Origin of the sequence: Pseudomonas sp. PDNC002, from assembly GCF_016919445.1 — a bacterium.
Taxonomy (GTDB): domain Bacteria; phylum Pseudomonadota; class Gammaproteobacteria; order Pseudomonadales; family Pseudomonadaceae; genus Pseudomonas.
In genome coordinates this window covers 235,795-259,861 of record NZ_CP070356.1, presented here as the reverse complement: position 1 = coordinate 259,861, position 24,067 = coordinate 235,795, and the positions used below count along the sequence as shown (strand labels likewise).

Here is a 24,067-nt window from a genome sequence, read left to right as displayed (position 1 = left end):
GTAGGAAATCGGCGAGCCGTCGGCTTCAGCCGATCATGCCGAAGCCCCGCGCCATCAGGCTCGCCAGCAGCGGCAGGATCATCAGTGCCAGCAGCTCGACACGGATGGTCATGATCACCATTTTCGCCTGCCGCTCGCTGGGCACCGGCACGCGCCCGGCCTTGAGCTCGTTGCGCCAGTTGAGGAAGGTCATGGTCGGCAGGATCGACAGCAGCGCCACCAGGACGAACAGGCCGATCTTGGCGTGGAAGATGCTGTTGTGCAGGTAGTAGTCGGTGCCCTTGGCGAACCACACGACCCGCGCCGCGCCAGTCAGCAGGACCACGCCGGCGCAGGCGCCGTAGGCCAGGTCGACGAAGACCAGGCTGCGCGCCCGCGACAGGTCCAGCGGCAGGCGGAACAACTGGTGCTCCAGCACCAGCAGGGCGAACAGGATGAAGATCGACAGGTAGTGCAGGTACGCGGCGATGGCTTGGGCCATGGGTGGGTCCTCTGGTGGGGCCTTTCTTGTGATCAGGCTGAAGCCGGCGGCGCGCTGAAGCACACCCGGTCGCGTCCGGCCTGCTTGGCACTGTAGAGCGCGGTGTCGGCCCGTTCCAGTGCCTGGTCGACAGCTTCGTCCCCCGCCAGCAGAGTGCAGCCGACGCTCAGGCTGACCGTCAGCGGCCCGCTGGCCAATCGCACCGGCTCTCTGCCGATCAACTGGCGCACGCGTTCGGCGACCCGTTGCAGCTCCTCGCCGTCCTTCACCCGCAGCAAGGCGACGAACTCCTCGCCGCCCTGGCGCACCAGCAGGTCATCCGGCCTGAGCGCCGCCCGCAGACGGCGCGCGCATTCGCAGAGCACCTGATCGCCGGCGGCATGGCCGTGCTGGTCATTGATCGCCTTGAAGTAGTCGAGGTCGGCGTAGATCACCCCGAGCTGCACCTGGCTCTCGCGCGCCAGGCGGCACTCGCGGTCCTGGAAGGTGACCAGGGCGCCGCGGTTCCACAGTTGGGTCAGCGGGTCGACCAGGGCTTTGCGCTGCTCGCGGTCCATCTCCACGCGCAGGTCACGGTTGCTCTGGATCAGGCTGCGCAGTTGCAGGTAGCCCTCGGCGAGGGTGGCCAGGTCGCGGAAGTTGGCCTGTTGCGCCGGGGTCATGCTGCTCGGCCTCGGATCGATCATGCACAGGGTGCCGATCGCCTGACCGTTGCCCGCGCGTAGCGGGCGGCCGGCATAGAAACGGATGTAGGGCGGGCCGAGCACCAGCGGGTTGTCGGCGAAGCGCGGGTCGAGTGTGGCGTCGGGCACCAGCAGGGTGTCCTCGCCGAGGATGGCGTAGCCGCAGAAGGACACGTCGCGCGTGGTTTCATTGGCATCCAGCCCGACGCGGGCCTTGAACCACTGGCGGTCCTGATCGATCAGGCTGATCAGCACGGTGTCCACCCGCACCAGGTCCTGGGTCAGCCGGACCAGGGTGTCCAGGTAGTGCTCGGCCGGGGTGTCGAGCAGGTTCATCTCATCCAGGGTCTGCTGGCGCAGGGCTTCGTCAGCGGGAATGGGACAAGCCGGCATGGCGCCTCCTTTCTCGGTCAGGGGCTGGCAGGCACCTGCCAGGCGTCGTCGCGCGTGAGTCTCACGGCATAGAGTGCGAGGATCACGCCGCGCAGCAACATGAAGCATAGGAAGGTTAGCCACAAACCGTGATTTCCCCAGCTCTGCAGCGCGAGGCCCAGCGGCAGGCTGGCGGCGCAGGCGAGGAGCATGGCGTTGCGCATCTCGCGGGCGCGGGTGGCGCCGATGAACAGGCCGTCGAGCAGGTAACTCCACATGCCGATCAGCGGCAGGCAGGCGAGGTACGGCAGGTACTGATCGGCCGTGGCGCGCACTTGCGGGATGTCGCTCTGCAGGGCGATGAAGAGGTGCCCGCCGAAGCTGAAGAAGGCGACGAACAACAGGCTGGCGATCAGCGACCAGCCACAGGCCACCACCAGCGAACGGCGCAGCGCGGTGCGGTCGCGGCCGCCAATGGCATGGCCGCACAAGGCCTCCACCGCGTGGGCGAGGCCATCCAGCGCGTAGGAGGTGACCATCAGGCCATTGAGTAGCAACGCGTTGGCCGCCACGGTCGCGTCACCCAGGCGCGTGCCCTGCACCGTGAGCAGGAAGAACACGCCCTGCAGCGCCAGGCTGCGAATGAAAATGTCGCGGTTGACCATCAGCAGCGGTCGCCAGCTGAGCCAGGCGCGCAGGCGCGACCAGTCCGGCTGGCCGGGATAGCGACGCAGCGCGCCACGGGTCAGCGCGAGGCCGAGCAGCGCGCCGCTCCATTCGGCAATCACCGAGGCGCGCGCGGCGCCGACCACGCCCCATTCCAGACCGACGACGAACCACAGGGCCAGGATGATGTTGGTGATGTTGGTGGTCAGCAGGATCGCCAGCGGCGCGCGGGCGTTCTGCGTGCCGAGGAACCAGCCGACCAGCGCATAGGTGGCCAGCGCCGCCGGCAGGCCGAACAGACGGATATGGAAGAACTCCCGGGCCAGCGCATCCAGCTCGGCGGACGGCCGCATCAACCCCAGCGCCGGGCCGGTCAGCGGCACCGCCAGCAGGCCCAGCAGCAACGCCAGGCCCAGCGCCAGCAGCAGGCCCTGGCCGAGAATCCGCCGCAGCGCACCGCCATCGTCACGCCCGGCTGCCTGGGCGGCGAAGCCGGTGGTGCCCATGCGCAGGAAGCCCAGCACGCCGACCAGCAGCGTATAGAGCCCGCCACCCACCGCCACGGCGGCCAGTTGGTGGGCGTGGGGCAGATGCCCGACGACCGCGCTGTCCACCAGGGTAACCAGGGGCACGGAAACGTTGGACAGGATCATCGGCGCGGCTAGCGCCCAGACGCGGCGGTGGGTCGGCGAGTGGCGCCAGGCTTCGAGCAGGGGATTCATTCGGGGCTCCTGAACTGGCGCGCAGTATAGCGGCACGCCATCAGCACGGCGGACGCCGGCCGTTCGTTCCCCAGTCAGGCGGTTCCGTCGGCGCAGGCAAGTATCTGGGCGAGGACCTTTGATAGAAGAACCACGGCTTCAGCACGAGGCAGTATCCAGTCGGAGTCGCAGTGATGACCGTGAGTGGAAAAGTAGTGAGGCGTGGTGTTGGCGGCGGACGTACCTGCCATGGTGTGGTGGCAGGGTTCGTTCTGGTCGTGCTCGGCGGGTGTGCCGGGCAGCGCGAGGGGGCACCGGTGCAGGGGGCGCCAATCAGCTGGAAGTCCTGCGGCGAACGACAATTCTCAGGCTGGTTCGCTGAGTCCCACACGTCGCCCGAGCTGCAGTGCGCCTACATCGAGGTGCCGCTGGCCTATGACGGATCACTGCGTGGCAAGACCCTGCGGCTGGCGCTGACCCGTCTGCCGGCACTGGGTGAGCGACGCGGCAGTGTGCTGCTGGTCTCGGGCGGGCCCGGCATTCCCGGCATCGGCCTGCCGTTGCAGGTGCCGATTGACGGGCCTTCCCGTGCCCTGCACGAATCCTTCGATATCGTCGGCTACGACCCCCGTGGTGTTGGTCAGTCATCGCCGGCCATCCGCTGCGACGCTGGGCACGGAAGCGGTTTCGAGGGCGACAGGGCCATTGCTCTCGCGCGTATGCGCAAGCCGCTGGATGAGGACGAGGTTCAGGTACGCGATCACGTGCTCGATTGCGTCGAACGGAGCGGATTGGACCTGCTGGCCCATGTCGGTAGCCGCGAGGCCGCCGAGGACCTGGACTCGCTGCGGACGGCGCTGGGCGAGCCGCGCCTGACCGCCGTGGCCTACTCCTATGGCACGAAGGTGGCTGCACTCTATGCCGAACGGCATCCGGACAAGGTGCGGGCGATGGTGCTGGATGGCGTCGTCGATCTCTCGGAAACGTCCCCCATGGTTCAAATGGCGCAGGGACGGGGCTTCCAGCAGGCGTTCGAGGCGTTCGCCACCTACTGCGCGAAGACGGGGGCCTGTCCCCTGGCGGCGGAGCCCGCGCAGGCGGCGCGCGACTACCAGGCGCTCTTGCGCAGAGTCGATGCCGAGGCAATTGCGCTGACGAATGGCAAGACACTGAGCGGCGATGACGTCATTCAAGCAACGAGCTGGGGCTTGTTGTGGCCGGAGCAGTGGCCGCAGCTGGCAAATGCCCTGGCGAATCTTCACCGAGGCGATGCCACGGCTGTCGCCAGCATGCTGGGCGAGCAGACGGGCTACGACGATGCGCTCATGGCCATCAGTTGCGCGGACGATGCGGAGATAGACGCCAATCGTGCGGCAAGGCTGCGCGTCATTCGCAAGATCGGCGAGGCCTCGCCATTCTCCTTCTACGACGCCGCTGCTTTCGGATCACTGGATCAGTGCGATTTCTGGCCGTTCGCCGGCAGTAGCCAGGCCCATGTGCCGCAGGTCGCTTCCGCATTGCCGCCGCTGCTGTTCGTCGCCCAGCGCCGCGATCCGACGACGCCCTATGCCAATGCGCAACGGATGGCGGGTTACTTCAATGCGAATCTGCTTACCCGCGACGGCGATGGTCACACGGTGGCGCTGGCGGGACTCGATGCCTGCGTGGACGCTGCGGTCAGCGATTATCTGCTGCAACCGGATCGGCAACGCGGCGATAGCCAGTGCGTACCGCCGGCGCCCTGACTCGAGCGAGATGCATTCGGTCGTGGGAAGGGGCGGTGGTGCTGCTGCGCTCGGGGCGGGAATCCGATAGGGGAAGGCGCTGACTATCTGGACGGATAGGAGACCGGCATTGAGTTGGGCCAGGCAGGGCGCTGAATAGGTTGGTCAAGGGGGATTTTTCTATTTGGAATTAGGACGGTTCTTCGGTGGTTTGTAAGGGGAGGGCTAGTCGTTTGAATGATGTGTCTTTTGCACTGATATATGCCGGGATATAAATTTTACCGCGTTAGAATTGTTTTTCGATTTTTAAGATTATTCGGTAATTGTTTATGTTGGCGAAAAGTTGCACAAATCCATTTTGGCTTTTTAAGCTTTCCAGGCAGATTTTGGCGGTGACAGTTCTTCCCGGAATTTTGCTTCTGGGTATTTGTGATTTTTCATTTGCGGGGTGTTATAACGCCGGTCCGGTAACTACAACGCTAAACATACTCCAGTCCTTGGTCATTAATCGAAACACACAGCCCGGGACCGTCATATATGACAGTCACTGGAAGAATGGTGGGGATGCGGTCATCGACTGTGATGGTTTGTATCAGTTTGTTGTCAAATATACGGCAGGGTATGCAGCTTATGATGCTGCCAACTATATTTACAAAACCAGCGTGAACGGTATCGGTATACGCGCTTGGTATTCGAATAATTCGGATCCTTCATATGGCTACTGGCCGCTCAGCCCCAGCGGATACTACGAGAATGTAGACGGGGGCTACAGGTTCACGCCGGCCAGCAACTTCCGAGTTCAACTGATTGTGATTGGGCCATTAACGGTGGGGGCCAGCCCTCTGACGCTTCCCAGCCCCACGGCGGTCGTCACCTACGGTGGAGTCACGACGAACCAAGTGAGCTTCAACAACTCGCTGATTACCATCTACGGCCAGACCTGCACAGTGACCAGTCCTTTCAATCAGACGGTCAATCTGGATGCCGTGCAAACCTTTCAGTTTGGTGGCGTGGGTTCCAGCGCGGGGAGCGTCAAACCCTTCAGTGTGAATATCAACTGTCCGGCCGGAATGGCCGTCTCCTATGAACTGCAGGACTCGCAGGGGACTGGTAGCCTGGGGCCGGGTGTGCTGGCGAATCGGGCGGGAGCCGGTATGGCCCAGGGCGTTGGGGTGCAGATCCTGAAGTCCGATGGCATGACCCCCCTGCCGCTGAACACGGAAACTTTCCTGGGCAATAGCACCTACGATAACCAGGCGATGAACGTTTCGTTGAGCGCACGCTATTACAAGACGCAGAGCACCGTCGTTACGGGCGACGTCAACGCGGTCGCAAACGTGGTCATGTATTACCGTTGACCCAACTGCCCCGACCCAGCGTCAAACGCTGGGTCGCTTCGAGTCAGCCGCGGGGAATCGCTTGCGTGCTGCCTGGATGTCCCTTTCTCATGCCGCGGAACGACCGTGGGGCGATCCGCGCGGTCGTTTCAGGGCTGCTTCTTGCGGTATGCACAGTAGCCGGGGCGCGGGCCGACCTGCGGGTGGTTGCGGCAGGTATCCGGGCGCTTGGCGTAGACGGTGCACAGGCGGGTCTTGCGGTCGAGGAAGTAGCAGTCGCCGTTGCTGGTGCGGGTCAGGGTGAAGATGCCGCTCTTCTGGTTGAAGCGCTCGACGATGCCTTCCTTCAGCAGGCGCTTGGCTATGTTCTTCGCCGGCTCGTCGCGCTCGAATTCGTCGACGACGCCGATACGAATGAGGTCGTTGACGTTCACTTCCGCCGGCATGGTGCAGCAGGTTGCGTTGCAGTCCTTGCACAGCCCCGAGGTGTACTTCGCCCAGGTTTCCAGGCGGTCCAGTTCGGCGTTGGCGATCAGCGGTGGTTTTCTCATGGCGGCAGTCGGCGGGTGGTGCGAAGGCGCGCATCATAGTGGCGCCAGGAGAGAATTGCGCGGGCTTTCGACGAACTGAATGCCCGCGCCACGGTAACGGGGCGGCCTTTCCGTGGTACTCGTGCTGTGCGAGCGGGGCGTTCAGCCCTTGCGGATCATCCAGATGCCGACGGCGATGGCGGCCATGCCGGCGATCTTCATGGCGCTGACCGGCGCTTCCCGGAAACCGGCCCAGCCGAAGTGGTCCAGGGTCAGAGCCATGCCCAGTTGCCCGGCGAGCACCAGCACCATGAACATCAGCGCACCGACGCGCGGCGCGGCGAAGGCGGCGATGAAGATGAAGAACATGCCGAGGAAGCCGCCGCACCATTGCCACCAGGGCATCCCGCGCATCGCTGCGAGGCTGGGGAATTCGCGGTTGGCCAGGGTCAGCACGAACAGGCCGAGCATGCCGACGAAGAAGGAGATCAGCGCGGCGGCCAGCACGCTGGACACCTGCTTGGCGAGCTGGCCGTTGATGCCCGCCTGCAACGGCAGGCAGGCGCCGGCGATCAGCGGCAGGACGAACATCCACCAGGGCGGCGTGGGCATGGGAAACTCCGGGAACGGTTTGCGGGCAGGGCAACGAAGGGCTGTCCTGCGGTCGAATGATGAAATGTAGCCGCGTAGTATGCACCAGACCGGAGCATCTCTCCCGTCCCGATGGAGGCCTCGATCATGGCCACCCGCGCTTCCCGTGTCCTCAGTGTCCGCATCGAGCGGTCGCGGGACGCGGCCTATGAGTTCCTCGCCGACCCGAAGAATTTCCCTTACTGGGCGTCGGGCCTGTGCAGTTCCATCGACCCGCTGGAGGGCGACCTCTGGCTGGCGCAGACGCCCCAGGGGCCACTGCGGGTGCGCTTCGCGCCGCGCAATGCGTTTGGCGTGCTTGACCATGACGTGTTGCCCGAGCAGGCACCGGCCGTCCACATTCCGTTGCGACTGATCCCTAATGGCGATGGCTGCGAGCTGCAGCTCACCCTGCTGCGCCAGCCACAAATGGACGACGCCACCTTTGAGCGCGACGCCCAGTGGGTCGAGCGTGACCTGCAGGCGATCAAGGTGTTGCTGGAGTCCTGAAACAGCACCGGCGCCTTCCCTGTCGGAACCGGCCTGCGGCCGAATCGCGGACAAGGTCCGCTCCTACGAAAAGCGTGTGCCTATAGCCGCGCGGCGAGTTCGGCGCCCTCGCGTATCGCCCGCTTGGCGTCCAGCTCCCGCGCCACGCTGGCGCCGCCGATGACGTGGTAGCGCAGGTTCTCCGCCGCCAGCGTCGGTTGCAGCTCCAGAAGGGGCTCCTGGCCGGCGCAGATCACCACGTTGTCCACCGCCAGACACTGCTCCCGGCCGTCGATGCGTACATGCAGCCCGTCATCGTCGATGCGCAGGTATTCCACGCCGCCGATCATCCGCACGCCGTGATGCTTGAGGTGCGCGCGGTGCACCCAGCCGCTGGTCTTGCCCAGGCCGGCGCCCGGTTGCCCGGGCTTGCGTTGCAGCAGCCAGAGCTGCCGACGTGGCGCAGCGGCGACCGGCGGGATCAGCGCACCGCCCGTGGTGTTGTCCAAGTCGATCCCCCACTGGCCGAGCCACTCGCCCAGCGGCTGGGGACCGTCGCGCTCGGTCAGCAGGAAGCTGGCGACGTCGAAGCCGATACCGCCGGCACCGATCAGCGCGACTTTCTCGCCCACCGGAGCACCGCGCAGCACGTCCAGGTAGCTCAGCACCTTGGCGTGGGCGATGCCGGGGATCGACGGCGTGCGCGGGTGGATGCCGGTGGCGACGATCACTTCGTCGTATTCGCCCTGCAGCTCACCGCGCGCGATGCGCCGGCCCAACTGCACCTCCACGCCCAACTCGCGTAGGCGCACGGCGAAGTAGCGCAGCGTCTCGTGGAATTCCTCCTTGCCCGGCACGCGCTTGGCCAGGTTGAACTGACCACCAATCTCTTCGGCGGCCTCGAACAGCGTCACCCGATGCCCGCGCTCGGCGGCAACGCAGGCGGCGGACAGCCCGGCGGGCCCCGCGCCGATCACCGCGATGCGCTTGTGGACGCGCGCCTTGCGATAGCGCAGCTCGGTCTCGAAGGCCGCACGCGGGTTAACCAAGCAACTGGCGCGGCGATTGGCAAAGGCGTGGTCCAGGCAGGCCTGGTTGCAGGCGATGCAGGTATTGATCGAGTCCGCGCGGCCGGCGGCGGCCTTCTCTACGAACTGCGGGTCGGCCAGCAGCGGCCGGGCCATGGAAACCAGGTCGGCCTGGCCTTCGGCGAGCAGCTGCTCGGCGACCTCCGGCGTATTGATGCGATTGCTGGCGATCACCGGCACGCGCAGTTCGCGGCGCAGGCGCGCGCTGACGTCGGCGAAGGCCGCGCGCGGCACCAAGGTGACGATGGTCGGCACCCGCGACTCGTGCCAGCCGACACCGGTGTTGAGCAGGTCGATGCCGGCACCTTCCAGCGCGCGAGCAACGGTGCGTACTTGGTCCCAGGTGTTGCCGCCTTCCACCAGGTCGAGCAGCGACAGGCGATAGCTGATGACGAAGCGCTCGCCCAGTGCGCGACGGGTGCGGCGGACGATCTCCAGTGGCAGGCGCATGCGGTTGCCCAGGTCGCCGCCCCAGCGGTCCTCGCGCTGGTTGGTGCGCGGGCAGAGGAACTGGTTCAGCAGGTAGCCCTCGCTGCCCATGATCTCCACGCCGTCATAGCCGGCGGCGTGGGCGAGTTTCGCGCAGCGGACGAAGGCGGCGATGGTGCGCAGGATGCCGCGCTCGGACAGCTCGCGTGGGGCGAACCAGCTGATTGGCGATTTGATCGGCGAGGCCGAGACCACCAGCGGGTGATAGCCGTAGCGCCCGGCATGGAGAATCTGCAGCAGGATGCGCCCGCCTTCGCGGTGCACCGCCTGGGTCAATCGACGGTGTGCCGGCACCTGCAGGCCGCTGGTCAGGCTGCTGCCCAGCGGCAGCAGCCAGCCCTCGCGGTTGGGCGCAAAGCCGCCGGTGATGATCAGCCCGACGCCGCCGCGCGCCCGCTCGCGGTAGTAGGCGGCGAGCTTGCCGAAGTCCCACAGGCGATCTTCCAGCCCGGTGTGCATCGAGCCCATCACCACGCGGTTGCGCAGCTGGATGGAGCCCAGGTCGAGCGGGGCGAGCAGGTGGGGGTAGGGCGAGGCGGTGGTGGACATGGGGTGAACCGGTGACGAAGAGTGGTCTTCACCCTAAAACGCTTGCCGGGCGTCGGTGAACGGCCCGGTTGCCGTGCCGTTCGGGCATTTCAGCCAAGCCGCGGAGTTGACAGGGCGCAGATCGGTTCCAGACTTTCAGGTATGGCAGGGCCTCGTGCCCCTATCGCAGGCTGAAGTGACGGAGGTCGTCATGAAAGCGATAAGAAGAAGACATGCGCGCCATTACCTGCTCGCCGCCCTTATCGGGTTGGTCCTGCTTGGCCTGCATGAAACCCTCCAGCAGGATCGCCAGCAATCCGCTTGCCGCCCCGACGGTAACAGCATGGCGTGCGCCTACCCGCCGACTGCCCATTTGGGGGTACTCACCAATCCGTTCTGAGTGACGCACTGACGCGCGTCAATGCGCCGCAAAGTCTCCGCGTGCATGGTCAGCGCCCGGCTGAAGACTGGCTTATTGCCTCAGCTTGGCTATCTTTTAAGCAGCAAGGGTCCGGCCATGCACCGGACGTACGCTGCCTGATCAGGAGACGCACGATGGACATGAACCGTCGGCAATTTTTCAAGGTCTGCGCCGTGGGCCTTGGAGGATCGAGCCTGGCGGCACTCGGGGTTGCGCCCCCGGATGCATTCGCCGACCAGGTCCGCCATTTCAAGCTTGCGCGCACCGTCGAGACCCGCAACACCTGCCCGTACTGCTCGGTAGGCTGCGGCATCCTCATGTACAGCCAGGGTGATGCGGCGAAGAACGTTGCGCAGAACATCATCCACATCGAGGGCGACTCGGACCACCCGGTCAACCGTGGCACCCTCTGCCCCAAAGGCGCAGGCCTGCTGGACTTCGTCCACAGCCCGAACCGCCTGAAATACCCACAGATTCGCGAAGCTGGCTCTGCTGAGTGGAAGCGCATCGGCTGGGACGAGGCGCTCGATCGCATCGCCAAGCTGGTGAAGGAAGACCGCGACGCCAACTTCATCGAGAAGAACGCCCAGGGCCAGACGGTGAACCGCTGGCTGACCACCGGCTTCCTAGCCGCGTCGGCGTCTTCCAACGAAGCCGGCTACATCACCCACAAGGTGGTGCGTTCCCTCGGACTACTGGCGTTCGATAACCAAGCGCGTGTCTGACACGGCCCGACGGTGGCAAGTCTTGCCCCGACGTTTGGCCGTGGAGCCATGACCAACCATTGGACCGACATCAAGAATGCCGATCTGATTCTGATCATGGGCGGAAACGCCGCTGAAGCGCACCCGTGCGGCTTCAAGTGGGTGACCGAAGCCAAGGCGCACAACAAGGCGCGCCTGCTGGTGGTCGACCCGCGATTCACCCGTTCCGCTTCGGTGGCCGACTACTACGCGCCCATCCGCACCGGCACGGACATCGCCTTCCTCGGCGGTCTGATCAACTACCTGCTGGAAAACGACAAGTACCAGAAGGAATACGTGCACAACTACACCGACGTCTCCTTCATCGTGAAGGAAGGCTTCGGCTTCGACGACGGCCTGTTCAACGGCTACGACGCGGAGAAGCGCACCTATCCGGACAAGTCTTCCTGGCAGTACGAGCTGGGCGAGGACGGTTTCGCCAAGGTCGACCCGACCCTGACGCACCCGCGTTGCGTGTTCAACCTGATGAAGCAGCACTACAGCCGCTATACGCCGGACGTGGTGAGCAACATCTGTGGCACGCCCAAGGACATGATGCTCAAGGTGTGGGAGGAGATTTCCACCACCGCGGCGCCGACCAAGGTCATGACCATCATGTACGCCCTGGGCTGGACCCAGCACTCGGTGGGCGCGCAGATGATCCGTACCGGCGCGATGGTCCAGCTGCTGCTGGGCAACATCGGTATGCCCGGCGGCGGCATGAACGCCCTGCGCGGCCACTCCAACATCCAGGGGCTGACCGACCTGGGGCTGCTGTCCAATTCGCTGCCCGGCTACATGACCCTGGGCATGGACGCGGAGCAGGACTTCAACGCCTACATCACCAAGCGCACCAGCAAACCGCTGCGTCCGGGGCAGTTGTCGTACTGGCAGAACTATCCCAAGTTCCACGTCAGCCTGATGAAGTCCTGGTTCGGCAAGTCCGCCACCAAGGAAAACAACTGGTGCTACGACTGGTTGCCCAAGCTGGACATGCCCGGCGCCGGCTACGACGTGCTGCGCTACTTCGACATGATGTACCAGGGCAAGGTCAACGGTTACTTCTGCCAGGGCTTCAACCCCATCGCCTCGTTCCCCAACAAGGCCAAGGTCAGCGCCGCGCTGGCCAAGCTGAAGTGGATGGTGGTGATGGACCCGCTGGCCACCGAAACCTCCGAGTTCTGGCGCAATGCCGGCGAGCACAACGACGTCGACACCAAGGCCATCCAGACCACGGTGTTCCGCCTGCCCACCAGTTGCTTCGCCGAGGAAGACGGCTCCATCGTCAACTCCGGCCGCTGGTTGCAATGGCACTGGAAGGGCGCCGAGCCGCCGGGTGAGGCGCGCACCGACATCGCCATCATGAGCGGCCTGCTGCATCGCCTGCGCGAGGCTTATCGCAAGGACGGCGGCAAGTTCCCCGATCCGATCCTCGGTCTCGACTGGCCGTACCTGACGCCGGACGAACCGACCCCGGAAGAGATCGCCAAGGAGTACAACGGCAAGGCGCTGGCCGATGTGGTCGACCCCGCCAACGGCATGGTCCTGGCGAAAGCCGGCGAACAGCTGCCCGGTTTCGCGCTGCTGCGTGACGACGGCAGCACCGCCAGCGGCTGCTGGATCTTCGCCGGCTCCTGGACGCAACTGGGCAACCAGATGGCCCGCCGCGACAACAGTGACCCGTACGCCATGGGCCAGACCCTGGGCTGGGCGTGGGCGTGGCCGGCCAACCGGCGCATCCTCTACAACCGCGCCTCGGCGGACGTCAGCGGCAAGCCGTGGGACCCGGTGAAGAAGCGCCTGGTGTGGTGGAACGGCAAGGCCTGGGGCGGCACCGACATCCCGGACTTCAAGGCCGATTCGGCACCGGAAGCGGGGATGAACCCGTTCATCATGAACCCCGAAGGCGTGGCGCGGTTCTTCGCCGTCGACAAGATGGCCGAAGGCCCTTTCCCCGAGCACTACGAGCCGTTCGAGACGCCGATTGGCGTCAACCCGCTGCACAAGAATCCGCAGGCGATCAGCAGCCCGGCGGCGCGGGTGTTCAAGAACGACATGGAGCTGTTCGGCACGGCGAAGGAATTCCCGTATGCCGCGACCACCTACCGACTCACCGAGCACTTCCACTTCTGGACCAAGCATTGCCGTCTGAATGCCATCGTCCAGCCGGAACAGTTCGTCGAGATCGGCGAGGCGCTGGCGAAGGAAATCGGCATCAAGGCAGGCGACCGCGTGAAGGTGTCCTCCAACCGCGGCTTCATCAAGGCGGTGGCGGTGGTGACCAAGCGCATCCGTCCGCTGCAGGTCAACGGCCAGACCGTGCACCACGTTGGCATTCCCCTGCACTGGGGTTTTTCCGGCGTGGCGCGCAACGGCTACCTGACCAATACCCTGACCCCCTTCGTGGGCGACGGGAACACGCAGACGCCGGAGTTCAAATCCTTCCTCGTCAACGTGGAAAAGGCGTGAGGTGACCCATGAGTAGCCAAGACATCTACGCCCGCTCCGCTACGACCTTGCCGTCACCCTCGGTGCGGCACGAGGAGGAAGTGGCCAAGCTGATCGACGTGTCCAAGTGCATCGGTTGCAAGGCCTGCCAGGTCGCCTGTTCGGAATGGAACGAACTGCGCGATGAGGTGGGACACAACCACGGCACCTACGACAACCCGATCGACCTCACGGACCAGTCCTGGACGGTGATGCGCTTCACCGAATACGAAGCGCCGGCCGGCAATCTGGAATGGCTGATCCGCAAGGACGGTTGCATGCACTGCGCCGAGCCGGGCTGCCTGAAGGCCTGCCCGAGCCCCGGTGCGATCGTGAAGTACGCCAACGGCATCGTCGACTTCAATCAGGACCACTGCATCGGCTGCGGCTACTGCATCACCGGCTGCCCGTTCAACATCCCGCGCATCTCGCAGAAGGACCACAAGGCGTACAAGTGTACCCTGTGTTCCGACCGCGTGGCCGTGGGCATGGAGCCGGCCTGCGTGAAGACCTGCCCGACCGGCGCCATCGTCTTCGGCACCAAGGAGGACATGAAGGAGCACGCCGCCGAGCGCATCGTCGACCTGAAGTCCCGTGGCTTCGAGCACGCGGGGCTGTATGACCCCGAAGGCGTCGGCGGCACGCACGTGATGTATGTGCTGCACCATGCCGACCAGCCGTCGCTGTATGCCGGGTTGCCCGACAAACCGGCGATCAGCCCGATGGTCAGCCTGTGGAAAGGCATCACCAAACCCCTCGGCCTGTTGGCCATGGGCGCGGTGGTGCTGGCCGGGTTCTTCCACTACACCCGCGTTGGCCCCAACCGGGTCGAGGAGGACGAGGAAGACGGGCCCGACCCGCAGGCGCCGGTGCACAAGGTCGACCCTTCGGTGCATGGCTATGACCCGCGTGAGCGCCCATGACATCCCAGGTTGCGGCTTTTGCCCCCTCTCCCTCTGGGAGAGGGCTGGGGTGAGGGCTACGAGGATCGAGACATGAAAAAAGATATCCAGCGTTACAACGCCAACGAACGGAGCAACCACTGGATGGTGGCCATTCTGTTCTTTCTCGCCGGCCTCTCGGGGCTGGCGCTGTTCCACCCGGCCATGTTCTGGCTGACCAACCTGTTCGGCGGCGGGCCGTGGACGCGCATTCTCCATCCGTTCCTCGGGGTGGCGATGTTTCTGTTCTTCCTCGGCCTGGTGATCCGCTTCGCCCACCACAACCTGGTGGAAAAACGCGACGTGCAGTGGCTCAAGCAATGGCGCGATGTGGTCACCAACCGCGAGGAAAACCTCCCGGAAGTCGGCCGCTACAACGCCGGGCAGAAGCTGCTGTTCTGGACCCTGCTGCTGTGCATGCTGGTGCTGCTGGTGACCGGCCTCGTGATGTGGCGTGCGTACTTCAGCCACTTCTTCGGTATCGACCTCATCCGCATTGCCTCGCTGCTGCATGCCTTCGCCGCCTTCGTGCTCATCTGCAGCATCCTGGTGCACATCTACGCTGGCATCTGGGTGAAGGGTTCGATGGGCGCCATGCTCTACGGCTGGGTCAGCCGCGGCTGGGCGCGCAAGCACCACAACGGCTGGCTGAAGGACGTGGACAAGGGTAAGGAGCATTGATGTCGCTCGCCCAGCATCGCGCCGCGATCGCTGGGTAGGCGACATGAGAACGGCTGCCGGCGAACACCCCGCTGCCAGCCGGCACGGACAGTCCCCTCTCCCTTTGGGAGAGGGCTAGGGTGAGGGGCTCTTGCCAGCCCCGAACCAAACCCAATAAGGAGTCCTGCGTGTCAGGCCGAATTCTCGAACCCGGGCAGATCGAAGCTGCTGCCAACATCCCCCCGCTGTTCAACCTGCCGTCCCCCGATCTGTTCTCCCGCCGCGCCGCGCGCCTGCGTGAACTGGCACCGGGCAATCCGTTGCAGGGCTACCTGGAGCTGATCGCCGGCGTCTGCGCGGTCCAGCAATCGCTGCTGAACCGCAAGCTGTTCCTGCCCACGCCGGACGCCGCCGCGCTGGCCCGCAGCCAGGAGCACCGCATGCCGCCACTGGCCTATGAAGTCCTGGTGCGCGAAGGTGCGTGGCTGCCGCTGCTGGATGCCTTCCTCGACGCCTACGAACTCACCGCCAACCCGGCGGTGGTCGAAGCGTTGAAGACCCTGCGCAACGCCGATTCCGGCCAGCGCAAGGCCTGGGCGCTGGGCCTGCTCAACGGCCAGTTCGACCTGCTGCCGCCGGCGCTGGTGCCGTTCCTTGGCGCCGTCCTGCAGGTCGCCTTCAGCCAATGGCTGCTGCAACTGCCCGACGACACCCTGGCGGAAACCGACAGCCAGACCCTTTGCCCGGCCTGCGGCGCACCGCCGGTGGCGGGCATGATCCGCAGCCAGGGCAAACACGCCGGGCTGCGTTACCTGTCGTGCTCGCTGTGCTCCTGCGAATGGCACTACGTGCGCGTGAAGTGCAGCCACTGCGCCGAGAGCAAGGGCCTGGCCTACTACTCGCTGCAGCGCGAAGGCGTCGCCAGCGATCAGGCGCCGCTCAAGGCCGAGACATGCCCCGGCTGCCAGTCCTATCTCAAGCAGTTCTACCTGGAGCACGACAAGCACGCCGAAGCCCAGGCGGACGACCTGGCCAGCCTCGCCCTGGACATCCGTCTCGCCGAGGACGGTTACCTGCGTTCCGCGCCGAACCTGCTGCTGGCACCGGGCGGCTCTTCGTAGGGCGTACAAGGCTCCACCTTGTACGCCGCTTGGCATCAATGCGCTCCGGGTTCAACTTCGGCGCGGATAGGGGCCGAGGTGCGTCGGCGTATAACCGCGAACGGTTATACGCCCTACACTCCAGCCCACCGACTTCAGCACAAGGTTCGTCCATGACCTCGGTACGTTTGCCCTCCATCGACCGCCTGCTGCGCAGCCCGGCCTGCCAGCCGCTGCAGCAACGCTATGGCCGCGAGGCCCTGCTCAAGACCCTGCGCGACCTGCTCGACGAACTGCGCGAGCCCGCTCGCCACGGCCAGCTTGCCGCCGTCGAACTGGAAGAGTCCGTACTCGCCGGCCGCGCCGGCGAACGCCTCGCAGCGCACCACGCCAGCCGCGTGCGCCGGGTGTTCAACCTCACCGGCACGGTGCTGCACACCAACCTCGGCCGTGCCTTGCTGCCGGAGGAAGCCATCGAAGCCATCACGATGGCTGCGCGCTACCCGCTGAACCTCGAGTTCGACCTCGCCACTGGCAAGCGTGGCGACCGCGACGACCTCATCACCGGGCTGATCCGCGAGCTGACCGGTGCTGAGGCCGTCACCGTGGTCAACAACAATGCCGCCGCCGTGCTGCTGGCGCTCAACAGCCTGGGTGCGCGCAAGGAAGGGATCATTTCCCGTGGCGAGCTGATCGAGATCGGCGGCGCCTTCCGCATTCCCGACATCATGTCCCGCGCCGGCGTGAAACTGGTCGAGGTCGGCACCACCAACCGCACCCACGCCAAGGACTACGAAGCCGTCATCGGCCCGCGCTCCGGCTTGCTGATGCGCGTGCACACCAGCAACTACAGCGTGCAGGGCTTCACCGCCAGCGTACCGACGCCGCAGCTGGCGCAGATCGCCCACGCCCATGGCTTGCCGCTGCTGGAAGACCTCGGCAGTGGCACCCTGGTCGACCTCACCCGCTGGGGCCTGCCCAAGGAACCCACCGTGCAGGAAGCCCTGCGCGACGGCGCCGACATCGTCACCTTCAGCGGCGACAAACTGCTCGGCGGCCCGCAGGCCGGGTTGATCCTCGGCAGCAAGGAGCTGATCGGCAAGATCAAGAAGAACCCGCTCAAACGTGCCCTGCGCGTGGACAAGCTCACCCTCGCCGCGCTGGAGGCCGTGCTCAACCTCTATCGCGATCCGGATCGCCTCGCCGAACGCCTCACCAGCCTGCGCCTGCTCAGCCGGCCGCAGGCTGATATCCGCACCCAGGCGCAGCGCCTCGCACCTGCGTTTGCCACGCTGCTGGGTGAAGGCTGGAATGTCAGCGCCGAGGATGCCCTGGGCATGATCGGCAGCGGCGCGCAGCCGGTGGCGCGACTGCCCAGCGCCGCGCTGTGCCTGCGTCCGAACCAGCCCAAGCGACAGCGCGGCCGTGCCTTGCTGGACCTCGAAGAACGCCTACGCTGCCTGCCGATCCCGGTGCTCGGACGCATCGATGATGACGCACTCTGGCTCGACCTGCGCCAACTCGACGACGAGCCCGGCTTCGTCGCGCAGCTGCCGCTGGTGGCCGAGGGCGAGGCGTGATAGTCGGCACCGCCGGGCACATCGACCACGGCAAGACGTCCCTGCTGCGCGCCCTCACCGGCGTCGAAGGCGACCGCCGCCCGGCCGAACGCGAGCGCGGCATCACCATCGATCTCGGCTACGTCTATGCCGATCTGGGCGACGGCGCATTGACCGGTTTCATCGACGTGCCGGGCCACGAGCGTTTTGTCCACAACATGCTCGCCGGCGCCAGCGGCATCGACCTGATGTTGCTGGTGGTGGCCGCCGACGACGGCGTGATGCCGCAGACGCGTGAACACCTCGCCATCGTCCAGTTGCTCGGCATTCGCCGCGCCATCGTCGCCCTGACCAAGGCCGACCGCGTTTCAGGCGAACGAGTAGAACAGGCCTCTGCGGAAGTGCGCGCACTGCTGGCGGAAGGACCACTCGCCGGTGCACCGATATTCCCGGTTTCCAGCGTCAGCGGTGAAGGTATCGATGCGTTGCGTGAAGCACTGGCAGATGCTGCCCGGGAGACTCGCCAGCGTGCCGCAAGCGGCGGCTTCCGCCTGGCGGTGGACCGCGCCTTCAGTGTCAGCGGTGCTGGTGTCGTGGTCACCGGAACGGCCTTTACCGGCACTGTGAAGGTCGGCGATGAACTGCTGCTGGGCAATGCCGGGCGCCGCGTCCGCGTGCGCGGCCTGCACGCGCAGAACCGCGAAGCGCAGCAGGCTCACGCCGGCCAGCGCGTGGCGGTGAACATAGCGGGCGAGCGCCTGAGCCTGGAACAGATTCACCGGGGTGACTGGCTGATCGCGCCCGAACTCCATGCGCCCACCACGCGCCTCGATATCGACCTGCACCTGTTGCCCAGTGAAGCCCGCGCCTTCGCCCACTGGACGCCGGTGCATGTTCACCTCGGCGCGCAGGATGTCACTGGCCGCGTCGCGCTGCTCGAAGGCGAGCGCCTGCAACCCGGCGAGCGTGCCTTTGCGCAACTGGTGCTGAATGCGCCCAGTCATGCCGTGCACGGTGACTACCTCGTGCTGCGCGATCAGTCCGCGCAACGAACCCTGGGTGGCGGCCGCGTGCTCGATCCGTTCGCCCCCGCGCGCAACCGGCGCAGTCCGGAGCGCCTGGAGCAACTGCGTGCCCTGCAGGGCGACAGTCTCGAAAGCGCCTTGTCGACCCTGCTGGCTCACGCCACCAATGGCGTCGATCCCGCGCTGTTGGCGCGCCAGTTCAATCGCCCGCGTGACGGCTGGCAACTGCCCGCTGAGCTGGTCGAAATCAACACCCGGCTCGGCGCTCGGCTGTTCGCCGCCGAGCGCTGGTCCGCGCTGCAGCAACAGCTGCTCGATGCCCTGCAACGCTTTCACGCCGAAGCTCCCGACGAGCTAGGCCCCGACCGCGATCGTCTGCGCCGCTACGCTTTCTCTTCGCTGGAGCGGCCGGTCTTCATCGCCCTGCTGGAAAGCCTGCTGGCGACCGGGCAGGTCGCCAGCAGCGGTCCCTGGCTGCACTTGCCGGATCACCGGGTGCAACTGGTCGAGGCCGACGAGAAGCTGCGCGAACGCCTCTGGCCTTTGTTGCTGGCGGGCACCTTCGACCCGCCCTGGGTGCGCGACCTCGCTCGGGAGCTGGGAGAGGAGGAGGCCGATGTGCGCCTGCTGTTGCGCAAGCTCGCCCGCCTGGGCCAACTGCACCAGGTGGTGAGAGACCTGTTCTACCCCGAACAGACCCTGCGCCAACTCGCCGGCCACGCCCTGCAACTGCGCGACGAAGCCGGCATCATCCGCGCCGCCGCCTTCCGCGACCGCATCGGCATCGGCCGCAAGCGCTGCATCCAGTTGCTGGAGTACTTCGACCGCATCGGCTTCACCCGCCGCTTCGGCAACGAGCGGCGGGTGCGGGAGGATTCGGCGCTGGCGCAGGGCACTGCCTGACAGCGCTCAACTGGTAACTCCGAGGCTGGTGTGCCGAGTCAGGGCCTTGGCAACACCTGGTCGACCCGTTGCACGAGATAGTCGTAGAAGGGATTGGACGTCACGCGCTGGAACAGGTCCAGGCCGACGATCAGCACGCCGCGCTCGCCACGGGGCGTCAGAGTGCCCAGGTGGATGCCGAAGTCCTCCGAGCTGTCCGGGAACTGGCCGTAGAGCGCGTCGTCAGGCGGGAAGGGCAGCGCCACGTGGGAAAGCGAGAACAGATCCGCCGGGTAGCCCGCCGCCAACGGCAGGCCCTCCTGCTGCCGGCTATGGGCTGGCGTGCGCAGTGCCTTGGTCTGGCTGCTCTGCGGGCTGTTGGAGATCACCGTCAGGTCATAGTTGCGCTCGCGCTCCGGCAGCAGGCGGTCGCCGAGCGTGGCCATTTCCGGACGCAGCAGCGGGCCATAGTTCAGCGAGCGGTTGAGGTCGAACAGCACCAACTGGCTGCCGTTGTCCGGTAGGCGGTCGTAGAGATTGCTGATTACTGCTGGAGTGCTGACGGTGCTGTCGGCAAGTGACTGGAAAGTGAGGATCGGCGGCAGTCGCCCGAGATTGCCGCTGCGGCTGGCGCTCTCCAGGCTGGCCTGCACGGCGTCGGTCAGCTCCACCGTCTGGCGCGCCGCGGCAATGGGAAAGGAGTTGTACTTGAATGGGTTGAACTCCGGCAGCACGTTCAGCCAGGCCGCCTTGGCGAAGGCCGGCAGCAGCGCCGGCAATCCCGCCAAGCCGGCGAACTGGGCATAGCGGGTGACGCCGATCATCGGCGAGATCAGCACCAGTTGTTCAGGCATAGCAAGGCTCGGATCCTCCAGCGCATCCAGGCTGTACTTCATCGCCAGCGCGCCGCCGTTGGAGAAGCCCACCATCAGCAGCGGTGCGCCCTTGGGCAATTGCGCGGAGGCCTCGCGCACGGCCAGCCGGGTGGCGGCCATCCAGTCTTCCCAGTCCGCGTCGGTGAGCCCGGCCGGCACCGTACCGTGGCCTGGCATGCGGATCGCGATCACCACGAAACCCTGTTGCCGCAGGTGTTCGCCCAGGTGGCGCAGGCTGTAGGGCGAGTCGGTCAGCCCGTGCAGCAGCACCGCCGCGCCGCGCACCTCACCGTTGGGGCGCATCTCGTAGGAGCGGTTCCAGTCCGTGGCGAAACGGCCGGGGTAAACCGCGCTCTGGTCGAAGTAGCGGTTGTAGGCCACGCGCTCGAAGGGCTGCAGGCTGGCCGCCATTTCCTTGCGCATGGCCTGCATCAGCTTGGCTTCGGCGGCCAGGTAGCCGGCCCAGTCGGTGCGGTCGATCGCCTCGCTGTGCAGGTCTTCCGGCACCCAGGTGTGCCAGGGCTCCAGTGGCGGGATGTTCCGTAGCGCCGCGACGCGCAGGCCCAGCAGCATCACGGCGACAGCGAGAATGACGATCGCTGCCCAGAGCAGTCCCTTGGTGAGTTTCGCGGTCAGCATGGAGTTTCCTTGTCAGCGCATGCCGGGCAAGCATAGAGACGTTGGCTGCGGCGTGCTGCTTTCCAGATCAAACCGACGCCACTGCGGCGTCGCCGCGCTGGCATCGGCCACGACAAAGATGGCAACATCCAGGCTCCCGCATTCGCCGTTGCGCTTCCGCCGCCGGCTTCTGACCAGGGAAGGCAATCACGCCCGGTGGCGTGGCCGGGCTTCAAACCCGGTGGGGGACGGCAGCCGTTCCTGGGTGAGTTCGACTCTCACTGCCTTCCGCCAATTCTCCCGTCTACAGCCCTCGTGGCTCTGAGCTTCCGGCTTAGCCCGGAAAGACGCTCCGACGTCGCTGTCGAAGAAGTGTCGAAGGACTTTCAGCGCGGTTCGCCCTCGCCAGCCTGCATCCAGGACGGGATGTCGTTCATGCCGTGCAGCACGCGCCACACATCGATGTGGTCGTCGCGCTCGACGTAGAACACCAGGTAGGGATAGCGCTTGAGTGGCCAGCTATGTAGCCCCGGCAAATCCAGCTCATGGGCGTAGCGGGATGAACCGCTGGCAGGGTGGCGGGCTATATGGGCGTATGCCTTTTCCAGGGCATCGACAAACCCCAGAGCAGCTTGTTCGGCGTCTTCACTCAGGTAGTAATCGACAGCCGCTTCAACATCCTGATTGGCGAGTACGCGTGGAATGATGGGCTTCGCCTTCATCCACGAGCCTTACGCACCCGCGTGCGAAGCGATTCGAAGTAGTCGCTGTCGGCAGGTGCCGCAGGTATCGACTCCGCGCCGGCGATCAGCAGGCCCCGCAGACGCTGACGGTCCTGATCCTTGCGAATCAGCTCGCGCACGTATTCGCTGCTGGTGCCGTAACCACGCTGGCTGACCTGCTCATCGACAAAGCTCTTGAGCGTATCCGGCAGGGAAATGTTCATCGTGCTCATGGGACCAGTCTCTATGGAATGGCAAAATTTGCCAAAGCATCCTAGCACTCGTGATCCTCCCCGGCATCGAGCAGGTGACGAAAGTCCCTGATCGGCCCCAGAGGGCACTGCTCTAATCCTCTGGTCTAATGTCGTAGGGACGCCAAGTTCTGGGTCTCGAAAACGTGTCGAAATCAATTGCAGCTACTTGCTACCAGTGCCCCAGATGTTCCTGCTGAACGCCTCAATTTCACAAAGATGACCATCAACGGCGACGCCCCAAAACGAGTTCGACTCTCACTGCCTTCCGCCACTTCCTCGACTTGAACTTTCCCTAACCTGGCTTGCGCCCGCTGCATGAAGCTGACGAGCGAGCTATCGTCCTCATTGCGCCGCAGGAGGAGATGGCCATGGTCAGGCTGGAGCTGTTTACCGAGGAACATCTGGAACTGAGCGATCTATGGCAGTTGCAAGATGGGCGGCGGGAAGAATGTTTTCTCGTCCCGCTGGTGATGGGACCGGGTGCCCAGCCGGCGCATTTGCTCGTGCGCGCGCTATTGCGGTTGCCGTCCGGCCTTCAGTTGCAGGGCCTGCTGGCGTATGACGCCGATGGCGATGACGTCTATGCGTTGCAGGTGCTGATCGGCGGCGAGAGTTTTTCCCTCAACAAGTACCTGCCGGAAGCGTCCTTCGAAGAAGTGCTGGCGCTGGCCGATCATCTGGGCGTCGCCACGGGGACGGTGCTGCCGGTTCGCTACAGCGTCGTGCGGGAGGCGCTGCCGATTCGGGATGGGCAGTTCACCTTGTGGGTGGGCGGCTAGCCAGCGGCAGGTCCGCCGTGTCGGCAGCGCCATTCATCCACGACTTCGCCCATGTCCGATGGGCTTGCGCTGCGTATCCAGGCCATGAACGGCCGGTCGAAACGGAAGGCTTCGCCACAGTGTTGCGTCATGAAGCGGCGGACGTTCTGGGTGTTGCGGTAGGCGGGGTCAAGCGGTGTTTGCCGAGTGATCGGATCGCTGTGCCAGTCGAAGGCCATGGTATCCATTCCTGAGGTTTCGAGAGAGCGACCGTTATAGCGCAGTCGGCAGTCGCTTGCGCGGCCTGCCGAGGTCGTGCGCTGTTACTGCCCCCACATCATGCGCTGTTGCTGTGCGGAGTAATCGTCGCTCTGCAGGCGGACGCGGGTGGGCTGGCGTTCGAGGTTGTCTTCGCCGAAGGATTCGCGCACGGGCGATTCGATGGCGCCGAAATGATTGTAGTGCGGGGCGTCGGCGCAGCCGACAAGGGTGACGCAGGCGAAGGTAACCACGGAGAGCTTGAGCATGGGACGACCTCCTGAAGGTGAGTCCCGAGCTTCGGCCGGTTGGATTAACGCGTGATTAACGTTTCGCCGCGTGGCTGTCCGGCCCCTGGATCTCGCCGCCGTGGGGCGCATCGCCTCCGTGGTCGCGTTGGTGCCCTGACGGGTTGAGCGCGCGGCCGAGTATCTGCGCGACTATGTCGTCCTTGCCGTCGGTATACGCGTCGCGATCGGTGGGGAAGCGCCGGGCCAGTTCGTGCTTCACCTGCGCGTAGCGTTGGGCGTCTTCGGGGTGGTTGCGCAGCCAGTCGCGCAGCAGCAGGCGGCGCGAGGCTTCGCCCAGGTCCATGACGTGGACGTGGTGAGTGCGTCCATTGCCCAGTGGTGGCATGCCTTTGACGAAGAACAGCCGCGTGGTATCCGGGTTTTCCGCCCAGTACTGGTAGCCCAGGCGCTGCAGGGGGTCGATCAGCCGGTGCGGGTCGCTGCCGGGTGGCGGCAGCAGGAGGATGTCGATGATCGGCTTGGCGTCCAGCCCCGGCACAGCGGTGCTGCCGATGTGCTCAATGCCCAGGCCGGGCAGGTCCGCCTCGCGGGCGATGGCCTGGGCTTCCTCGGCAAAGCGCTGCGGCCAGGCGGGATCGGCAGGGACGACTTCGATGCGGTCCTCTTCGGCATTGCTCCAGCGTTGGCCATCGAATGCGGGGGCTTGCGGGGGCATGGATTCTCCGGCGTTAGGCGGTAGGGGCGAACGTTGGAGGCTGGGTTGGTGAGGGAGGTTCCGCAAGAAGCACCGGCCTG

At 65.5% G+C, this 24,067-nt stretch carries 23 protein-coding genes and 1 tRNA gene; 12 read left to right on the top strand and 12 right to left on the bottom strand.

Annotation, left to right across the window (positions count from 1 at the left end):
- Positions 1-25: 25 nt before the first annotated feature.
- From JVX91_RS01310 to JVX91_RS01300, 3 genes are read right to left on the bottom strand one after another with little or no spacing between them, the layout of a single operon-like run.
- The gene (locus JVX91_RS01310) at positions 26-481 is read right to left on the bottom strand and encodes a DUF2214 family protein (RefSeq protein ID WP_205337664.1); all 456 of its coding nucleotides are present in this window, start codon (positions 479-481) and stop codon (positions 26-28) included.
- Between the two features lie 32 nt (positions 482-513).
- Positions 514-1,557, bottom strand: a complete 1,044-nt coding sequence (locus JVX91_RS01305; RefSeq protein ID WP_205337663.1) for a sensor domain-containing diguanylate cyclase — start codon at positions 1,555-1,557, stop codon at positions 514-516.
- Positions 1,558-1,574: 17 nt separating this feature from the next.
- Entirely contained in the window at positions 1,575-2,924 is a 1,350-nt protein-coding gene (locus JVX91_RS01300) for an MATE family efflux transporter (RefSeq protein ID WP_205337662.1), read from the bottom strand.
- 173 nt (positions 2,925-3,097) lie between these two features.
- Here JVX91_RS01300 and JVX91_RS01295 point away from each other — a divergent pair, with 173 nt between their 5' ends.
- Entirely contained in the window at positions 3,098-4,648 is a 1,551-nt protein-coding gene (locus JVX91_RS01295) for an alpha/beta hydrolase (protein WP_205337661.1), read from the top strand.
- A gap of 308 nt (positions 4,649-4,956) precedes the next feature.
- Entirely contained in the window at positions 4,957-5,985 is a 1,029-nt protein-coding gene (locus JVX91_RS01290; RefSeq protein WP_205337660.1) for a fimbrial protein, read from the top strand.
- A gap of 128 nt (positions 5,986-6,113) precedes the next feature.
- Here the strand turns inward: JVX91_RS01290 and JVX91_RS01285 are convergent, their stop codons facing one another.
- Together JVX91_RS01285 and JVX91_RS01280 are read right to left on the bottom strand one after the other, a co-directional pair.
- Positions 6,114-6,515, bottom strand: a complete 402-nt coding sequence (locus JVX91_RS01285; RefSeq protein ID WP_205337659.1) for a YkgJ family cysteine cluster protein — start codon at positions 6,513-6,515, stop codon at positions 6,114-6,116.
- A gap of 141 nt (positions 6,516-6,656) precedes the next feature.
- Complete coding sequence (locus tag JVX91_RS01280; protein ID WP_205337658.1) at positions 6,657-7,106, bottom strand: DMT family transporter; 450 nt, start codon at positions 7,104-7,106, stop codon at positions 6,657-6,659.
- 126 nt (positions 7,107-7,232) lie between these two features.
- Here JVX91_RS01280 and JVX91_RS01275 point away from each other — a divergent pair, with 126 nt between their 5' ends.
- A complete protein-coding gene (locus JVX91_RS01275; protein WP_205337657.1) occupies positions 7,233-7,634 on the top strand; it encodes an SRPBCC family protein in 402 nt (133 codons plus the stop codon).
- An 80-nt stretch (positions 7,635-7,714) separates the two neighbouring features.
- Here the strand turns inward: JVX91_RS01275 and JVX91_RS01270 are convergent, their stop codons facing one another.
- The gene (locus JVX91_RS01270) at positions 7,715-9,739 is read right to left on the bottom strand and encodes an NADPH-dependent 2,4-dienoyl-CoA reductase (RefSeq protein WP_205337656.1); all 2,025 of its coding nucleotides are present in this window, start codon (positions 9,737-9,739) and stop codon (positions 7,715-7,717) included.
- 190 nt (positions 9,740-9,929) lie between these two features.
- On the opposite strand from JVX91_RS01270, the gene JVX91_RS01265 reads away from it, so the two are divergent.
- The 7 genes from JVX91_RS01265 (at position 9,930) to selB (ending at position 19,557) form a co-directional block, all read left to right on the top strand.
- A complete protein-coding gene (locus JVX91_RS01265) occupies positions 9,930-10,118 on the top strand; it encodes a hypothetical protein (RefSeq protein WP_205337655.1) in 189 nt (62 codons plus the stop codon).
- Between the two features lie 155 nt (positions 10,119-10,273).
- Positions 10,274-13,351, top strand: coding sequence for a formate dehydrogenase-N subunit alpha (gene fdnG / locus JVX91_RS01260; RefSeq protein WP_205337654.1), 3,078 nt, complete (start codon positions 10,274-10,276; stop codon positions 13,349-13,351).
- Positions 13,352-13,359: 8 nt separating this feature from the next.
- Positions 13,360-14,292, top strand: a complete 933-nt coding sequence (fdxH, locus tag JVX91_RS01255) for a formate dehydrogenase subunit beta (protein WP_205337653.1) — start codon at positions 13,360-13,362, stop codon at positions 14,290-14,292.
- A gap of 72 nt (positions 14,293-14,364) precedes the next feature.
- A complete protein-coding gene (locus JVX91_RS01250; RefSeq protein WP_205337652.1) occupies positions 14,365-14,991 on the top strand; it encodes a formate dehydrogenase subunit gamma in 627 nt (208 codons plus the stop codon).
- A 167-nt stretch (positions 14,992-15,158) separates the two neighbouring features.
- Positions 15,159-16,091, top strand: a complete 933-nt coding sequence (gene fdhE, locus JVX91_RS01245) for a formate dehydrogenase accessory protein FdhE (RefSeq protein WP_205337651.1) — start codon at positions 15,159-15,161, stop codon at positions 16,089-16,091.
- A gap of 152 nt (positions 16,092-16,243) precedes the next feature.
- Entirely contained in the window at positions 16,244-17,650 is a 1,407-nt protein-coding gene (gene selA / locus JVX91_RS01240; protein WP_205337650.1) for an L-seryl-tRNA(Sec) selenium transferase, read from the top strand.
- Positions 17,647-19,557 carry a selenocysteine-specific translation elongation factor gene (selB, locus tag JVX91_RS01235; protein WP_205337649.1) on the top strand — a complete coding sequence of 637 codons (1,911 nt, stop codon included), beginning with the start codon at positions 17,647-17,649 and terminating at the stop codon, positions 19,555-19,557. Before selA ends, selB begins: the two co-directional genes overlap by 4 nt.
- Before the next feature lie 38 nt (positions 19,558-19,595).
- Here the strand turns inward: selB and JVX91_RS01230 are convergent, their stop codons facing one another.
- The gene (locus JVX91_RS01230) at positions 19,596-21,050 is read right to left on the bottom strand and encodes an alpha/beta fold hydrolase (protein ID WP_205337648.1); all 1,455 of its coding nucleotides are present in this window, start codon (positions 21,048-21,050) and stop codon (positions 19,596-19,598) included.
- A gap of 177 nt (positions 21,051-21,227) precedes the next feature.
- Between JVX91_RS01230 and JVX91_RS01225 the strand changes: the two genes are divergently transcribed.
- Positions 21,228-21,323, top strand: a tRNA-Sec gene (locus tag JVX91_RS01225).
- 92 nt (positions 21,324-21,415) lie between these two features.
- Here JVX91_RS01225 and JVX91_RS01220 read toward each other — a convergent pair.
- A complete protein-coding gene (locus JVX91_RS01220) occupies positions 21,416-21,751 on the bottom strand; it encodes a type II toxin-antitoxin system RelE/ParE family toxin (RefSeq protein ID WP_205337647.1) in 336 nt (111 codons plus the stop codon).
- Positions 21,748-21,984, bottom strand: a complete 237-nt coding sequence (locus tag JVX91_RS01215) for a type II toxin-antitoxin system ParD family antitoxin (RefSeq protein ID WP_205337646.1) — start codon at positions 21,982-21,984, stop codon at positions 21,748-21,750. The genes JVX91_RS01220 and JVX91_RS01215 overlap by 4 nt, the downstream gene beginning before the upstream one ends.
- 389 nt (positions 21,985-22,373) lie before the next feature.
- Between JVX91_RS01215 and JVX91_RS01210 the strand changes: the two genes are divergently transcribed.
- Entirely contained in the window at positions 22,374-22,784 is a 411-nt protein-coding gene (locus JVX91_RS01210; RefSeq protein ID WP_205337645.1) for a hypothetical protein, read from the top strand.
- Here the strand turns inward: JVX91_RS01210 and JVX91_RS01205 are convergent.
- The 3 genes from JVX91_RS01205 to JVX91_RS01195 all read right to left on the bottom strand — a co-directional run bounded on the left by JVX91_RS01205 (position 22,781) and on the right by JVX91_RS01195 (position 23,987).
- Entirely contained in the window at positions 22,781-23,002 is a 222-nt protein-coding gene (locus JVX91_RS01205; protein ID WP_205337644.1) for a DUF6434 domain-containing protein, read from the bottom strand. The genes JVX91_RS01210 and JVX91_RS01205 overlap by 4 nt on opposite strands.
- Before the next feature lie 84 nt (positions 23,003-23,086).
- Positions 23,087-23,290, bottom strand: a complete 204-nt coding sequence (locus JVX91_RS01200; protein WP_017520627.1) for a hypothetical protein — start codon at positions 23,288-23,290, stop codon at positions 23,087-23,089.
- Between the two features lie 55 nt (positions 23,291-23,345).
- Positions 23,346-23,987, bottom strand: a complete 642-nt coding sequence (locus tag JVX91_RS01195; RefSeq protein ID WP_205337643.1) for a GrpB family protein — start codon at positions 23,985-23,987, stop codon at positions 23,346-23,348.
- Positions 23,988-24,067: the final 80 nt, after the last annotated feature.

Bases quoted from the DNA above. Each gene is read 5' to 3' on its own strand.
- selA (WP_205337650.1), top strand. From the start codon at position 16,244: ATGACCTCGGTACGTTTGCCCTCCATCGACCGCCTGCTGCGCAGCCCG.
- JVX91_RS01310 (WP_205337664.1), bottom strand. From the start codon at position 481: ATGGCCCAAGCCATCGCCGCGTACCTGCACTACCTGTCGATCTTCATC.
- JVX91_RS01280 (WP_205337658.1), bottom strand. From the start codon at position 7,106: ATGCCCACGCCGCCCTGGTGGATGTTCGTCCTGCCGCTGATCGCCGGC.
- JVX91_RS01290 (WP_205337660.1), top strand. From the start codon at position 4,957: ATGTTGGCGAAAAGTTGCACAAATCCATTTTGGCTTTTTAAGCTTTCC.
- JVX91_RS01215 (WP_205337646.1), bottom strand. From the start codon at position 21,984: ATGAGCACGATGAACATTTCCCTGCCGGATACGCTCAAGAGCTTTGTC.
- JVX91_RS01300 (WP_205337662.1), bottom strand. From the start codon at position 2,924: ATGAATCCCCTGCTCGAAGCCTGGCGCCACTCGCCGACCCACCGCCGC.
- JVX91_RS01210 (WP_205337645.1), top strand. From the start codon at position 22,374: ATGGTCAGGCTGGAGCTGTTTACCGAGGAACATCTGGAACTGAGCGAT.
- JVX91_RS01270 (WP_205337656.1), bottom strand. From the start codon at position 9,739: ATGTCCACCACCGCCTCGCCCTACCCCCACCTGCTCGCCCCGCTCGAC.
- JVX91_RS01205 (WP_205337644.1), bottom strand. From the start codon at position 23,002: ATGGCCTTCGACTGGCACAGCGATCCGATCACTCGGCAAACACCGCTT.
- JVX91_RS01200 (WP_017520627.1), bottom strand. From the start codon at position 23,290: ATGCTCAAGCTCTCCGTGGTTACCTTCGCCTGCGTCACCCTTGTCGGC.
- JVX91_RS01295 (WP_205337661.1), top strand. From the start codon at position 3,098: ATGACCGTGAGTGGAAAAGTAGTGAGGCGTGGTGTTGGCGGCGGACGT.
- JVX91_RS01250 (WP_205337652.1), top strand. From the start codon at position 14,365: ATGAAAAAAGATATCCAGCGTTACAACGCCAACGAACGGAGCAACCAC.
- JVX91_RS01195 (WP_205337643.1), bottom strand. From the start codon at position 23,987: ATGCCCCCGCAAGCCCCCGCATTCGATGGCCAACGCTGGAGCAATGCC.
- JVX91_RS01285 (WP_205337659.1), bottom strand. From the start codon at position 6,515: ATGAGAAAACCACCGCTGATCGCCAACGCCGAACTGGACCGCCTGGAA.
- JVX91_RS01230 (WP_205337648.1), bottom strand. From the start codon at position 21,050: ATGCTGACCGCGAAACTCACCAAGGGACTGCTCTGGGCAGCGATCGTC.
- JVX91_RS01305 (WP_205337663.1), bottom strand. From the start codon at position 1,557: ATGCCGGCTTGTCCCATTCCCGCTGACGAAGCCCTGCGCCAGCAGACC.
- JVX91_RS01275 (WP_205337657.1), top strand. From the start codon at position 7,233: ATGGCCACCCGCGCTTCCCGTGTCCTCAGTGTCCGCATCGAGCGGTCG.
- JVX91_RS01265 (WP_205337655.1), top strand. From the start codon at position 9,930: ATGAAAGCGATAAGAAGAAGACATGCGCGCCATTACCTGCTCGCCGCC.
- JVX91_RS01220 (WP_205337647.1), bottom strand. From the start codon at position 21,751: ATGAAGGCGAAGCCCATCATTCCACGCGTACTCGCCAATCAGGATGTT.
- fdxH (WP_205337653.1), top strand. From the start codon at position 13,360: ATGAGTAGCCAAGACATCTACGCCCGCTCCGCTACGACCTTGCCGTCA.